Origin of the sequence: Glaciecola punicea (assembly GCF_001756615.1) — a bacterium.
GTDB lineage: Bacteria > Pseudomonadota > Gammaproteobacteria > Enterobacterales > Alteromonadaceae > Glaciecola > Glaciecola punicea.
The window spans coordinates 225,420-238,164 of the sequence record NZ_LZXY01000001.1; the positions used below are offsets into that span (position 1 = coordinate 225,420).

Genomic DNA, 12,745 nt, shown 5'->3' on the forward strand with positions numbered 1-12,745 from the left:
ATTTCAGAAAATCTCCTTGTGCAGATTCTTTTTCAAGAATCTATAAAAAGAGATTGGAGCGGGAAACGAGATTCGAACTCGCGACCTCGACCTTGGCAAGGTCGCGCTCTACCAACTGAGCTATTCCCGCCCTGAAACGAGCCGTGCATTCTACATGCAAATTAAAGGGTGTCAACTACAAATCTTACTAAAAAACACTGTTCAATCAAATTTTGAACAATTACCCGCAAAAGTGTGATTAGGCTGCTATTTTTGCGCCAGCAACGTTTTCCAAGCGGGTATTGTATACACTACCATTGACCATATAGACAGTACTGCTGCTGCGTATAAAAGTAGTTTGCCGAGTATGACCCAGTAAAACTGAAAGTTTATGAATTCATGCAGTCCTGGACCTGCTAATAAACCAATAAGCGCTAGCATTTGGATTAACGTTTTAGCCTTGCCTATAAAACTTACTGCAACTAAATCAGAAGCCCCTAATTGTGACATCCATTCTCGCAGCGCCGATATGTATACTTCGCGCATTAATAATATAATGGCAGGAATCGTGATCCATACAGAGGCGTACTGGTGGGTAATCATAAGTAAAGCGGCCGATACAATAAGCTTGTCGGCAACGGGATCAAGAAAGGCCCCAAACGGGCTAGACTGTTCTAATTTACGAGCAAGATAACCGTCAACCCAGTCGGTAATAGCCGCTAGCCAAAATATAAATGCGCCGACCGCAAATGCCCATTTCCAGTCAAGAAAATAGACTGATACAAAGACAGGAATTAATAAAACTCTCAATAGCGTAATTAAATTGGGAATAGTCCATATCACAGCGGCTGTATTTCTCTTATCAATTGCGTAATGATTAGGATAATAACAGATGTTGACACCTTACGAGTGTAAATAATCGTAAATGATATCGGCGAGGTCTTGGCCTATTCCCGGGACTTTCGCAATTTCAGCTTTACTCGCTTTTTTAAGGCCGTGTAAACCGCCCGTATACTTGTACAGCATTTGACGTTTCTTAGGACCAATTCCGGGAATATCTTGCAAAGGTGACGTAGTTTTTACTTTATGGCGCCTTGCTCTGTGCCCGGTAATGGCGAACCGGTGCGACTCGTCCCGAATATGCTGAACCAAGTGTAATCCGGGTGAATCAAAATCGACGGCAATGGTTTCGTGGGAATAGGCATAAATTAATGTTTCTAGGCCCGGTTTTCGGCTAGTACCTTTTGCCACGCCAATAATGAGCGGTTTCTTATCTTCAGGCCAGTCTTTGAAATGAGATTCAGCCTGAGATAGCTGCCCTTTTCCGCCGTCTATAATGAGTAAGTCTGGCAGCTTGGCATCGTTGGTAGGCGATTTGTAGCGCCTCTTAATAGCCTGTGCCATTGCAGCGTAATCGTCGCCTGGGGTGATGCCGTCAATATTAAAGGTTCGATAGTCTGATTTAAGTGGACCGTTGCGATCAAATACCACGCAAGACGCAACCGTTTGTTCGCCTGATGTATGCGAAATATCGAAGCATTCCATTCTTTTAATAGGTGAATCTAACTCAAGTATTTTTTCCAGATGAGTAAACCTGGCAAAAATAGACTTTTGTTGATTTTGCTGAGTTTCAAGCGAATTTTCAGCATTATTATTAGCTATTTGAAGATATTTGCGTTTTTCATCGCGTACGCCTTCATAAAACTTAACTTTACGTTTTGCTTCTTGGCTTAGTACCACCTCCACCGTGTTCATTTCATCAAACTTAATAGGGATGACTATTTGCTGGGGTATTAATTTGTTCCCGGCTAAATAAAATTGTAGTAAAAACGATTCAAAAACTTCTTTGTCGATACTGCCTTTAGGTATTTTGGGAAAGAATGATTTACTGCCCAAGACTTGATTGTCACGGATAAATATCCCAAAAATACAGGCAATACCATTTCGAAAGGCAAAGCCAAAAACATCCAGTTCTTGCTGGGTACCAGAGACAAATTGTTGTTCCTGTACTTTTCTAAGTGCACTAATTTGGTCTCGATAGCGCGCCGCGGCTTCAAAATTCAAATTCACGCTGGCATCTTCCATTCTGCCTACTAAAGTTGATATAACTTGCGTATTTTTACCCCGTAAAAACATTGCTGCAAGTTTAACTTGCTCGTTATAATCCTCGTCGCTTACAAATCCTTTAACGCATGGAGCACTGCAGCGTTTCATTTGATATTGCAAGCAAGGTCTTGAGCGGGCTCGGTAATAACTATCCTCACATTGGCGAATAGGAAATATTTTTTGCATAGAACGTAGACTTTCTCTGACCGACCAAGCACTTGGATAGGGCCCAAAATATTCGCCTTTCTTTTTTTTAGGGCCACGATGAAAGCTCAGTCTTGGGTGTTCGTGTTCGGATATAAAAATAAACGGATAAGACTTATCATCGCGAAGAACAACGTTGTAGCGGGGTCGATACTTTTTAATATAGTTGTTTTCTAACAAAAACGCCTCGGTTTCACTCGATACTATAGTGACATCCATATCGACTATATTGTTGACCAAGGTCTGCGTTTTTACGTTGTCTACTGTTTTGCGAAAGTAGCTGGCGACGCGTTTTTTGAGGTTTTTTGCTTTACCAACATAAATTACGTCGCCTCTAACATCATACATTCTATAAACACCGGGCTCGCCTGTGAGGTATTTTAAGAAATGTTCATGGTTGAAGGCGGGTGATGAATTTTCTAGCATTTAAGCAATTGATTGAATGATTTTATGGCGCAGTGCCAAATGTGTTAATCCAACGTCGGAAGTAACGCAGAGCTTGTCAAACATACGGTAGCGGTAGGTATTCACTGTTTTAGCGCTTATGTGTAGATACTTAGCAATTTCGGTCACTTTTTCACCGCGGGTAATCATTATTGCAATTTCTAATTCACGATCTGACAAATCGCTAAAAGGATTGTCGCTCATGTTATCAAGTTGCCCTAGGGCTATTAGCTGTGCTATTTCAGGCGAAATGTACTTTTGCCCTGAATGCACTTTATAAATAGCTGTGATCATCTCATTGTGCTCAGCGTCTTTAGTAATGAATCCATAGGCGCCTGCCTGCATCACTTTGGTTGGGAAAGGATTATCTTTATGCATTGATATACAAATAACTTTTGCGTCATCGCATATACGGGTAACCTTGCGGGTAGCCTCAAGACCACCTATACCAGGCATACTAATATCCATTAGCACTATATCAGGGCTTTGTTTTCGGCAATATTCCACTGCCTCTTCGCCTGAACCAAGTTCAGCCACAACCTTGAAATCCTTTACGTCTTTCAAAATGCGAACTATTCCTGTTCTTACAAGGTCGTGGTCATCTACTACTAAAATTTTGATCACGTTGTAACAACCTTTTTGGTGTTAGACCATACGGGCTTCTTGTCTAGGCTTATAATATACGATGAGTTTATTAATAACACTATAACTTTGTCTTTTCTAGGGCGTTTAGCAAAACTTATGTGAACAGTAATGTCTGTGAGCATAGCCATGTGTAGCAAAGCAAATTAAGACATTGCTACAAGCGGTAAATAAAATTACAGGTATAAAAAAACCGCTGTTAGGCGGTTTTTTTAAATGTGGCGGATAGCGAGGGATTCGAACCCCCGGAACGTTTGACCGTTCGTCTGATTTCAAGTCAGGTGCATTAAACCGAGCTCTGCCAGCTATCCAAGAGGGGCGCATATTAAATTTGAATGAGGTAATTGTAAAGGCCTAATAAGAAAAAAAAGTTAAAATTTCTTTAATCGCAGGTTTTTTAGTCGTTAATTACATTATTTTGTAACTTTCGTTCGAAAAAACCTTGAAAAAGTGAACCAAACACCTAACATAGTTACTAATAATAACTGAGTATTGTACTCAACAAATAATAGTAATTACTGGAGAAAGAAATGGATAGACGTACTTTGTATTCTAGTGCTGGCGAAAGCTCCGCAATAGAAGTCAATAAGGTGCTTCGCAATACCTATATGTTATTGTCGTTAACGTTAGCTTTTAGTGCTATCACGGCAACTGTAACCGCGATGCTGAATATTGGCATGGTTGGATACTGGGCGATGTTCATTGGCGCAATTATATCTATGTTTATCGTAAACAAGAAAGCAGATACCGCAGCCGGTCTTTTTTGGGTATTTGTATTCACAGGCCTAATGGGTGGTGCACTTGGTCCTATTTTAAGCATGTATGTCGCTAACGGGATGGGCCATTTAATTGGCCAGGCACTTGGTGCTACCGCAGTAGTTTTCTTAACGCTGTCTGGTTATGCACTTGTATCTAAGAAAGACTTTAGTTTCATGGGCGGGTTTTTAATGGTGGGAATGGTAGTTGCACTTCTCGCAATCATTGGAAACTTCTTTTTTGCAATGCCTGCGCTTGGTTTGGCTATTAACGCACTTATTATTCTGGTTATGTCAGGCTTTATATTGTTTGACACTAGTCGAATTATACACGGCGGAGAAACCAACTATATACGCGCAACCGTTGGACTATATCTAAGTATATATAATATCTTTTTATCTATATTGTCTTTACTGGGTGCTAATAACGACTAAGCTTTAATGATAGTTAATTGATGAAAAAAACGCCCCATGTTAGGGGCGTTTTTGTTTATAATGTCCTTAATGGTAAAGACAAACTTAGCACAGCGATAATAAATGACTAACACAATACCCACTCGTTTTACTCTAATGGTGACAAATAGCCCTTTCGATGCCCGAAATGCTCACAGCGCACTATCTTTTTGTGCAGCGGCAATTGAGCAAGGCCATTCAATCACGCAGGTTTTTTTCTATCAAAAAGGTGTACACAATGCGTCCTCACTACTACAGCCTAACGCAGATGAGCTCGACGTATATAGTAAGTGGTGTGATTTAGCCAAAAAGCATGCTATCAATCTCAACGTATGTGTAACGGCAGCTTCTCGCAGGGGCGTTGTAGACGCGCAGCTAGCACCAGAGCCAAATTACGCCAACTTAGTTTGGCCATTTACACAAGTTGGCTTAACGGCCTATTTTGAAGCACTTAACAACAATAGTGTTAATATCCAGCTATGAGTGATTTACCTGTATTACAAAATCCTTACATAGTCATTCAAACGACTCAAGCTCCCTATTCTACTAGCGACGCCACAGACTCTTTAGAAGCAGCCCTTGCTGCTACGAACATAGGTATGCAAGTGGTGTACATATTTGTCGGCGATGGCGTGTATCAGTTACTCAAGGCACAGCAAAGTACACTCATTTCACATAAATCAATCTATAAAAAACTAAGTGCCCTGCCGATGTTTGACGTAGAGCTTATATTTGCACAAACCTCAGCACTTACAACGTATCATATTTCCCTAAACGACATTAGCTTTGCTGTGTCGCCTATAAGCGATGCACAACTAGTCCAGATATGTGCAAAAGCAACGCAGGTCTTAGTCTTTTAATGATTATACAATTGCTATCTAACACCCCATCTAAAGTTGCAGCCTATTGTGAGCGGGGACTGAGTGTAATATTATTGCAAAATGGCGTATATGCGGCGTTGAGTCTTATCGCTGACTATCCTAAATGCACGTTTTATGCAGTAAAAAATGATTATTTTGCCAGTGGTTTACCCAGGCTCGAGAATCTTATTTTAGTGTCAGATATGCAATGGGTAGATTTATGTGCCCAGCAGCATCCTGTTATTACTATTCAACAATGAGTGTCGTTATGAATACTTTCTCAATAATCGTTAATGGTGTGGAGATAGAAACCGATAAAGAAGGCTATTTACGCAAAAGTGAACAGTGGAACAATGAAGTCGCCCAGCATATTGCTTATTTAGAAAATATAGAAATGACAGGCGAAAGATGGCAAATTGTGCATTTTGTTCGTGATTTTTATACTACCTACGATACTAGTCCGGCAATGAGAGCGCTGGTAAAAGCCTTACAGCAGACGCATGGGCCAGACAAAGGAAATAGTCGATACTTGTATCGTTTATTTCCTAAAGGCCCTGCAAAGATACCCACCAAGCTAGCTGGGCTGCCTAAGCCCGCTAAATGTTTATAGCGGGCTTAGGGTTATGCGTAACAGCTTATTGCGGGCTAATGCTCGTAACACCGTTCATGTATGGTACTAAAGCTTGTGGAACGGTAACGCTTCCATCAGCTTGCTGATAGTTTTCTAACACGGCGACTAAGGTTCTGCCTACCGCAAGGCCGGATCCGTTTAGTGTGTGTAATAATTCTGGTTTTTTCATATCTGCAGACTTGTATCTGGCCTGCATTCTTCTGGCTTGAAAGTCGCCCATGCTGGAGCAAGAAGATATTTCGCGATACGTTTTCTGGGCTGGTAGCCATACTTCTAAATCATAGGTTTTACATGAACCAAAGCCCATATCGCCAGTGCACAATAACATTTTACGATAGGGTAAATTGAGCTTGCGTAAAATAACTTCAGCATGGCCTGTTAGATCTTCTAAAGCTTGCATACTCTCACCAGGTAACACCATTTGAACGAGTTCTACTTTGTCAAACTGATGCTGTCTAATTAGGCCGCGAGTATCGCGGCCGTAAGAGCCTGCTTCACTTCTAAAGCAAGGCGTGTGTGCGGTCATTTTAAGGGGCAGTTCGCTGGCATCAAAAATGCGATCACGGGCAATATTGGTCAATGGCACTTCTGCCGTGGGAATAAGCGACAGGCCATGACCTTCTTCGGTTGCTGGTTTAGTATGAAACAAATCTTCTCCAAACTTAGGCAGCTGGCCGGTACCGTATAAACTGTCTGAATTTACAAGCAAAGGAACATACACTTCGTGGTAACCATGTTCCTGGGTGTGCAGATCTAGCATAAACTGGCCAATAGCACGGTGCAGGCGCGCGATTTGTCCATTCATCACTACGAAGCGGCTCCCGGTAAGCTTCGCAGCTGTTTCAAAATCTAAGCCCTTGTTAAGATGAACGCCAATATCTGCATGATCACGCACTTTAAAATCAAACGTGCGTGGCTCGCCCCAGACTGACACCTGCTGATTGTCATTTTCATTTTCTCCAAACGGCACTTCGCTTTCTGGAATGTTTGGCATTTCTTGGTAAAACTCATTTAGTGCGTTTTGCACGTCAACTAGCGCTATTTTGGCATTTTCTAAGTCAGATGCTAATTGAGACACCACAGCTAGCAAAGGTGCAATGTCTTGTCCTGATGCTTTTGCCTTACCAATAGCTTTTGAGCGAACAGTACGTTCATTTTGAAATGACTCTGTCGATATTTGTAGCTGTTTGCGTTTGGCTTCAAGCTCACTGTATTTTTGTACATCTAATGCATAACCGCGCTTAGCAAGCTGTTGGGCAACTTCGTTGATGTTATTTCGTAGCAATCGTGGGTCTAACATGAATCATCCTATCCTTTTACAAATAATACCGCCAGCCATACACCAACTATGCATAGGCCGACGTTCAACAATATATTTAATAGAGCTTTGATGTACTCACTTTGCTGAAGTAATAGCAAAGTATCGTACGAAAATGTTGAGAAAGTGGTTAGGGCACCTAATAAACCTACGCCTAGAAACAAACGTAAACTATCTGATATTTCTCGTTGTTCTTGCTCAATCCACATGTATAAACACCCCAATGCGAATGAACCGATGACATTGACCGCAAGAGTACCAAACGGAAAGCCTTTCCCCAATAGCTTTATGCTTTCTTGGGTGAGAAAATAACGTAAGCATGCGCCAATAGCACCGCCGCAAGCAATAATAAGGTAAGTATTTATGGCAGACATGAATTAACTCTTAGTTGTACCTGTAGTTAACGATGCTAAAAACGCAATCTTTTGTGCTAACTGCTTTTCAAATCCACGGTCACTTGGCTGATAGAGACTAGTCATCTCTACCTCATCAGGTAAATAAGTTTGCTGTGGTGTGAAGGCATATTCGTAGTTATGGGCATACTGATAGGCCTTGCCGTGCCCTAAATCTTTGGTAATGCTGCTGGTTGAATTTCTTAGATGAAACGGCACTGGGGCATCGGCATGTTGCTTGGCTAATAATTTGGCTTGTGTAAATGCAGCATATACCGCATTACTTTTCGGCGCTAAAGCGCAATATATTACCGCTTGTGCCACCGCGCGTTCTCCTTCACTTTTGCCTACACGGTGGTAAACGTCCCATGCGTTAAGACATACCTGCAGTGCTTTAGGATCGGCATTGCCAATGTCTTCACTTGCAATAGCCAATAGTCTGCGACATATAGGTACAATATCGGTAGAGGCTAATAGCAAACGAGCAAACCAGAATAAGCTACCGTCAACTGAAGAACCTCTTACTGACTTATGAAAAGCCGATAGAGTATCGTAATAGGCGTCACCTTGTTTGTCAAAACTACCCACTTGTTCACCACAAGCAGTTTCTGCTATGCTTTTACTGAGCACGAGTTTAGTTTGCTCTAAGCCCGTCTCATTAGCACTGTTTGGCAATAAGCTTAGCGCTACTTCAATGTTGCTCAATAAACGGCGGGCATCGCCACCGCTTGCATTTATAAGTAATTGCTTTGCTGGCTCATCAATAGCAACTTCGGAGTTATTTGTTCGCTCGCGTTGTTCATTTAAAAAGCTTAAGGCTCTATCCATCAGCTCTGCTAAGTCATCCTTTGTTAAAGCGCGTAAAGTAAATACGCGCATTCTTGACAGTAATGCTGAATTAATAGAAAAAGCAGGGTTTTCGGTGGAGGCCCCGATAAGTACTATATCGCCATTTTCAACATACGGTAAAAATGCGTCTTGCTGGGCCTTATTAAAGCGATGAATTTCGTCTACAAACACAATTTTTTGCTGCTTAAATAAATCATTTTCGGTAGTTGACACCAGCGCTTTAATATCCTTAATACCACTGCTTATCGCCGACAAATACAGCACAGGTAGTTGCCAATATTCTTTTAATAAATTAACTAGAGATGTTTTGCCACAGCCAGGCGGTCCCCACAATATCATTGAGCATAGTTGCTGGCGTTCGCACAGATGCCTTATTGGCCCACTTTCACCCAGTAAGTGAGTTTGCCCAACGTAATCTTTCAAGCTAGCTGGACGCAGTAAATCAGCTAGAGGACGTTTATTATTCATTTACTTTGCGGTTGCTCACGCTGATCATCTATTATCCAGCCTTCATTGGTACTAAACCTAAAGTCGTCATTTGAAACATGTTGATTTAACACTACATCGCTAAAATCAAGAAGATTAGCCTGTTGCTGACGATCGTAAGACACTAATGATGTAAGCTTATTTTGTGCATCAAAACGTAAAATTAGTTTATTAATAGGAGAGTTGTCGGTTAACGACACAATCGTATAAGTATTTTCTTGCTTTACTACCGATACTTGATCCCATTGCTGCTGCTCATCACTTATCAACAGCATGAGGGGGTTGCTTTGGGTGAGTGCCGCTTGGTCCACAATAGTGACTTGTTCCAGAAAAGGGTCTAGGTTATACACTGATTTACCATCTGCGATAAGTAAAGACTCGTCTGGGGCTTGCACCGACCATCTAAGCTTCTGTGGTTTTTGCAGAAATAGTTCACCACTAGCGCTTTGTAGTTCTTCGCCTTGCATGTCTACTATGGTTTGAGTAAACGTGCCCTTAAGCGTGGAGAATTGACTTAATAAACTGCGTAAACTTGCCTTATCCTCTTTACTGCCTTGCTCACTCACAATTTTGAGTATCGGGGAATTAGTGGGCAACCTTACGCTGTTCTCAGACTGAGCACGTTGCGCTACAAGAATATTATTCACACTTAACTGCTCACAATGCAGTGAAAAACTCATTCCGCTTAGTAATATAAGCGGATAAACTAGGTGACGTTTTATCATATTAATCCTTACGTGGCGGAGGTGCTAAGACCTCTCGATTGCCATTGTGGCCAGCTGTACTTACGACGCCATTTTGCTCTAATTGTTCAACAATTCTGGCGGCTCTATTGTAACCAATTCTAAATTTTCGCTGAATACTGGAGATTGAGACCTTTCTGGTTTCAGTCACAAACTCAAGCGCATGGTCATAAACAGCGTCGTATTCTTCATCTGTGTTTTTTTCGGCCAGTTCGCCTGGCAATAATATATCGCCCGTAGCATCACCGTTTAAAATCTCATCTATATAGTTAGGCGCGCCGCGTGCTTTCCAATCGGCTACTACAGCATGTACTTCATGATCATCAACAAAAGCACCATGAACCCGCGTGGTAATGCTGCTGCCCGGCGGATTATAAAGCATGTCGCCCATACCCAGCAGTGATTCAGCACCCTGCTGGTCTAAAATGGTACGAGAGTCAATTTTGCTTGAGACTTGAAAAGCAATGCGTGTAGGAATGTTCGCTTTTATTAAGCCGGTGATAACGTCAACAGAGGGGCGCTGAGTCGCTAATATTAAATGAATGCCTGCTGCACGGGCTTTTTGCGCTATTCTGGCGATGAGCTCTTCTACTTTCTTGCCCACTATCATCATCATGTCGGCAAATTCATCTATGATGACCACAATAGAGGGTAACTTTTCAAGCTCTGGCGCCCGCGTTTCCATACTTTCTTCAAACTTCCATAAAGGGTCAAGAATAGGCTGTCCAGCTTCTTTAGCCAGTTTTACTTTACGATTGTATCCTTTTAAGTTGCGCACGCCAAGGGCTGACATAAGTCTATACCTGCGCTCCATTTCACCCACACACCAACGTAGCGCGTTTGACGCTTCTTTCATGTCGGTAACGACTCCGGTTAATAAATGTGGAATTCCCTCATATACCGATAGTTCAAGCATTTTAGGATCGATCATGATTAAACGAACATCTTCTGGTGTCGATTTATACAATAGGCTTAAAATCATGACGTTTACGCCGACAGATTTACCCGAACCTGTTGTACCTGCTACAAGCAAATGCGGCATGCTTGCTAAATCAACTATAACAGGTTCTCCGCTAATATCCGCGCCTAAAACCATAGTTAAAGGTGATGGATTATCTTGAAACGCAGCGCAGCCAATGACTTCACTCAGTCTCACCATTTCTCGATGTGTATTGGGTAACTCTAGTCCAATAACCGATTTCCCCGGTATTACTTCCACTACTCGCACCGAAATAGCCGACATTGCGCGCGCTAAGTCTTTGGCTAAGGTTGTAATTTTACTTACCTTAATTCCTGGGGCTAAATCAAGTTCAAACCTTGTAATTACTGGTCCAGGAAGTACATCTACTACGGTTGCCTGAATATTAAAGTCGGCTAGTTTTGCTTCCAACAGGCGCGCAATTCCCTGAAGTTCTTCTGGTGTTATAGGATTTTCAACTTTGTCTGCCCGCTGCAGTAAATCAAACGATGGTAGCAGTGCTTTTGGAGTATCAACTGGCAAAGATTCGCTGCTGGCTAACGGTGGTTCTGCATGCACTGGGGCCTTTGCATTGGCAGAAAGATCTTCACAGCCTAAAGGAACATTAGCAGTTGAAGACTCATCATCTAACAAGGATTCTCTGGGCGCTAGAGCATCTACCCTGCCCTGTTGTGTTGAATCGCTATTCGCTGCTGCAGTCCTTGCTGCGTTGGCTTGAGTGACGTTAGCTTTAATATTGCTTTTGGTAAAGAGAGTCGAAGTGGGTTCAGCAAGATCATCAAAGATTTCTGCAGGGATAGTAAACGTAGGTGCTTTCTTCTCAGGTGCAGGCGGCTCGGCGCGCAGGCTTGTAATGTGTATATCTTGATTGGGTGAGTCATAGAAGTCGTCATCCTTGGGCTTACCGATGCTTTTTCGTAAATCGGGCAACGACAAGGTTGACAGTTTTGATGGTAAAGTAATTAACATTTTGCCCGTATAGATGACACTAGCGCCAATGGAATCAATAAATTGAAACCAAGAAATGCCAGTTGCTAAAGTACAACCCGTTAAGAAAAAACACAGAAGAAGAAGAACAGTCCCCACGAAACTAAAATAAGGCAGTAAAGCATCACTAATAATATCGCCCATTGCGCCACCTGCTGACACTCGATAAAAATCATCAAAATTGATGCTGGCAATGCCGGTAAAACCAAACACAAGCAAAATGATCCCTACTAACCTTAGCGTGATAGTAAGGTAGTCAAGTTCAACAACGCTTTTAATGTGTAAGAATATGAACCATCCTACAAAGGCAAGAGCAAAAGGCACAAGATAGGCGGTAACGCCAAAAGTAAAAAGTAAAATATCTGCGAGGTAAGCGCCTACAGGGCCCATTAAGTTTTGTACGTCTATCTGCATGCCAGCTTGGCTCCACCCCGGGTCACTGGGATGAAAATAAGCGAGCGACAGTAACAAGAAAAATGAAAATGCACATGAAATCATCATGCCAACTTCCATTACTCGCTGAATTCCTGATAAGCGTGCCATATTTAGTATTCTATTCTCAACGTGATATTTATTCTTTTTTGCAGGTACTTATATAAAATACTCCCAAAAAAATTAAGCTTAAGGTTAGCATAATCACCTACGCTAAACAGCCAAAACCTATTTTAAATTAACTTTTATATTTGAGGTATGCTTTACCTCATTCATCATTACTTAGGTTCTTGACTTACTTACCTTAAGCAGACGCAACGAGGGTTCATCAAGGGGCTTCGGTAGTTTGACATATCTGCCACGAGAGCTTTGAGTAACCCGCTGATCGTAGCTTAAACCATGTGATAAGCTTGATATCTTAGTACTTCTATATCGTTACCGAAAATTACTCAAATATATCAACAGAAGTTTTGATGTTTTATTAT

At 41.8% G+C, this 12,745-nt stretch carries 13 protein-coding genes and 2 tRNA genes; 5 read left to right on the forward strand and 10 right to left on the reverse strand.

Annotation, left to right across the window (positions count from 1 at the left end; translation table 11 throughout):
* Positions 1-54: 54 nt before the first annotated feature.
* The 5 genes from BAE46_RS01070 to BAE46_RS01090 form a co-directional block, all read right to left on the reverse strand.
* Positions 55-130: transfer RNA gene (locus BAE46_RS01070), tRNA-Gly, on the reverse strand.
* A 116-nt stretch (positions 131-246) separates the two neighbouring features.
* Positions 247-819, reverse strand: a complete 573-nt coding sequence (pgsA, locus tag BAE46_RS01075; RefSeq protein WP_040520270.1) for a CDP-diacylglycerol--glycerol-3-phosphate 3-phosphatidyltransferase — start codon at positions 817-819, stop codon at positions 247-249.
* 63 nt (positions 820-882) lie between these two features.
* Positions 883-2,715 carry an excinuclease ABC subunit UvrC gene (uvrC, locus tag BAE46_RS01080; RefSeq protein ID WP_070111574.1) on the reverse strand — a complete coding sequence of 611 codons (1,833 nt, stop codon included), beginning with the start codon at positions 2,713-2,715 and terminating at the stop codon, positions 883-885.
* Entirely contained in the window at positions 2,716-3,357 is a 642-nt protein-coding gene (gene uvrY / locus BAE46_RS01085) for a UvrY/SirA/GacA family response regulator transcription factor (protein WP_070111575.1), read from the reverse strand.
* 237 nt (positions 3,358-3,594) lie between these two features.
* Positions 3,595-3,686, reverse strand: a tRNA-Ser gene (locus tag BAE46_RS01090).
* 219 nt (positions 3,687-3,905) lie between these two features.
* Between BAE46_RS01090 and BAE46_RS01095 the strand changes: the two genes are divergently transcribed.
* The 5 genes from BAE46_RS01095 to BAE46_RS01115 all read left to right on the forward strand — a co-directional run bounded on the left by BAE46_RS01095 (position 3,906) and on the right by BAE46_RS01115 (position 6,053).
* Positions 3,906-4,565, forward strand: a complete 660-nt coding sequence (locus BAE46_RS01095; protein WP_040520138.1) for a Bax inhibitor-1/YccA family protein — start codon at positions 3,906-3,908, stop codon at positions 4,563-4,565.
* Positions 4,566-4,667: 102 nt separating this feature from the next.
* A complete protein-coding gene (gene tusD, locus BAE46_RS01100) occupies positions 4,668-5,066 on the forward strand; it encodes a sulfurtransferase complex subunit TusD (RefSeq protein WP_070111576.1) in 399 nt (132 codons plus the stop codon).
* A complete protein-coding gene (locus tag BAE46_RS01105) occupies positions 5,063-5,443 on the forward strand; it encodes a DsrE family protein (RefSeq protein WP_006003739.1) in 381 nt (126 codons plus the stop codon). Before tusD ends, BAE46_RS01105 begins: the two co-directional genes overlap by 4 nt.
* Positions 5,443-5,703, forward strand: a complete 261-nt coding sequence (locus BAE46_RS01110; RefSeq protein WP_040520140.1) for a DsrH/TusB family sulfur metabolism protein — start codon at positions 5,443-5,445, stop codon at positions 5,701-5,703. Before BAE46_RS01105 ends, BAE46_RS01110 begins: the two co-directional genes overlap by 1 nt.
* A gap of 8 nt (positions 5,704-5,711) precedes the next feature.
* Complete coding sequence (locus BAE46_RS01115; RefSeq protein WP_070111577.1) at positions 5,712-6,053, forward strand: TusE/DsrC/DsvC family sulfur relay protein; 342 nt, start codon at positions 5,712-5,714, stop codon at positions 6,051-6,053.
* A gap of 25 nt (positions 6,054-6,078) precedes the next feature.
* On the opposite strand, the gene serS is transcribed toward BAE46_RS01115, so the two are convergent.
* From serS to BAE46_RS01140, 5 genes are read right to left on the reverse strand one after another with little or no spacing between them, the layout of a single operon-like run.
* A complete protein-coding gene (serS, locus tag BAE46_RS01120; protein WP_070111578.1) occupies positions 6,079-7,374 on the reverse strand; it encodes a serine--tRNA ligase in 1,296 nt (431 codons plus the stop codon).
* 8 nt (positions 7,375-7,382) lie between these two features.
* On the reverse strand, positions 7,383-7,766 hold the full coding sequence (crcB, locus tag BAE46_RS01125) for a fluoride efflux transporter CrcB (RefSeq protein ID WP_070111579.1): 384 nt from the start codon (positions 7,764-7,766) through the stop codon (positions 7,383-7,385).
* 3 nt (positions 7,767-7,769) lie between these two features.
* The gene (locus tag BAE46_RS01130) at positions 7,770-9,101 is read right to left on the reverse strand and encodes a replication-associated recombination protein A (protein WP_070111580.1); all 1,332 of its coding nucleotides are present in this window, start codon (positions 9,099-9,101) and stop codon (positions 7,770-7,772) included.
* The gene (gene lolA / locus BAE46_RS01135; protein WP_083256759.1) at positions 9,098-9,844 is read right to left on the reverse strand and encodes an outer membrane lipoprotein periplasmic chaperone LolA; all 747 of its coding nucleotides are present in this window, start codon (positions 9,842-9,844) and stop codon (positions 9,098-9,100) included. Before lolA ends, BAE46_RS01130 begins: the two co-directional genes overlap by 4 nt.
* Position 9,845: 1 nt before the next feature.
* Positions 9,846-12,371 (reverse strand): DNA translocase FtsK, encoded by a 2,526-nt coding sequence (locus tag BAE46_RS01140; protein ID WP_006003752.1) that lies wholly within the window; start codon positions 12,369-12,371, stop codon positions 9,846-9,848.
* Positions 12,372-12,745: the final 374 nt, after the last annotated feature.

Bases quoted from the DNA above. Each gene is read 5' to 3' on its own strand.
- BAE46_RS01130 (WP_070111580.1), bottom strand. From the start codon at position 9,101: ATGAATAATAAACGTCCTCTAGCTGATTTACTGCGTCCAGCTAGCTTG.
- BAE46_RS01140 (WP_006003752.1), bottom strand. From the start codon at position 12,371: ATGGCACGCTTATCAGGAATTCAGCGAGTAATGGAAGTTGGCATGATG.
- tusD (WP_070111576.1), top strand. From the start codon at position 4,668: ATGACTAACACAATACCCACTCGTTTTACTCTAATGGTGACAAATAGC.
- BAE46_RS01110 (WP_040520140.1), top strand. From the start codon at position 5,443: ATGATTATACAATTGCTATCTAACACCCCATCTAAAGTTGCAGCCTAT.
- crcB (WP_070111579.1), bottom strand. From the start codon at position 7,766: ATGTCTGCCATAAATACTTACCTTATTATTGCTTGCGGCGGTGCTATT.
- lolA (WP_083256759.1), bottom strand. From the start codon at position 9,844: ATGATAAAACGTCACCTAGTTTATCCGCTTATATTACTAAGCGGAATG.
- BAE46_RS01095 (WP_040520138.1), top strand. From the start codon at position 3,906: ATGGATAGACGTACTTTGTATTCTAGTGCTGGCGAAAGCTCCGCAATA.
- BAE46_RS01115 (WP_070111577.1), top strand. From the start codon at position 5,712: ATGAATACTTTCTCAATAATCGTTAATGGTGTGGAGATAGAAACCGAT.
- uvrC (WP_070111574.1), bottom strand. From the start codon at position 2,715: ATGCTAGAAAATTCATCACCCGCCTTCAACCATGAACATTTCTTAAAA.
- BAE46_RS01105 (WP_006003739.1), top strand. From the start codon at position 5,063: ATGAGTGATTTACCTGTATTACAAAATCCTTACATAGTCATTCAAACG.
- serS (WP_070111578.1), bottom strand. From the start codon at position 7,374: ATGTTAGACCCACGATTGCTACGAAATAACATCAACGAAGTTGCCCAA.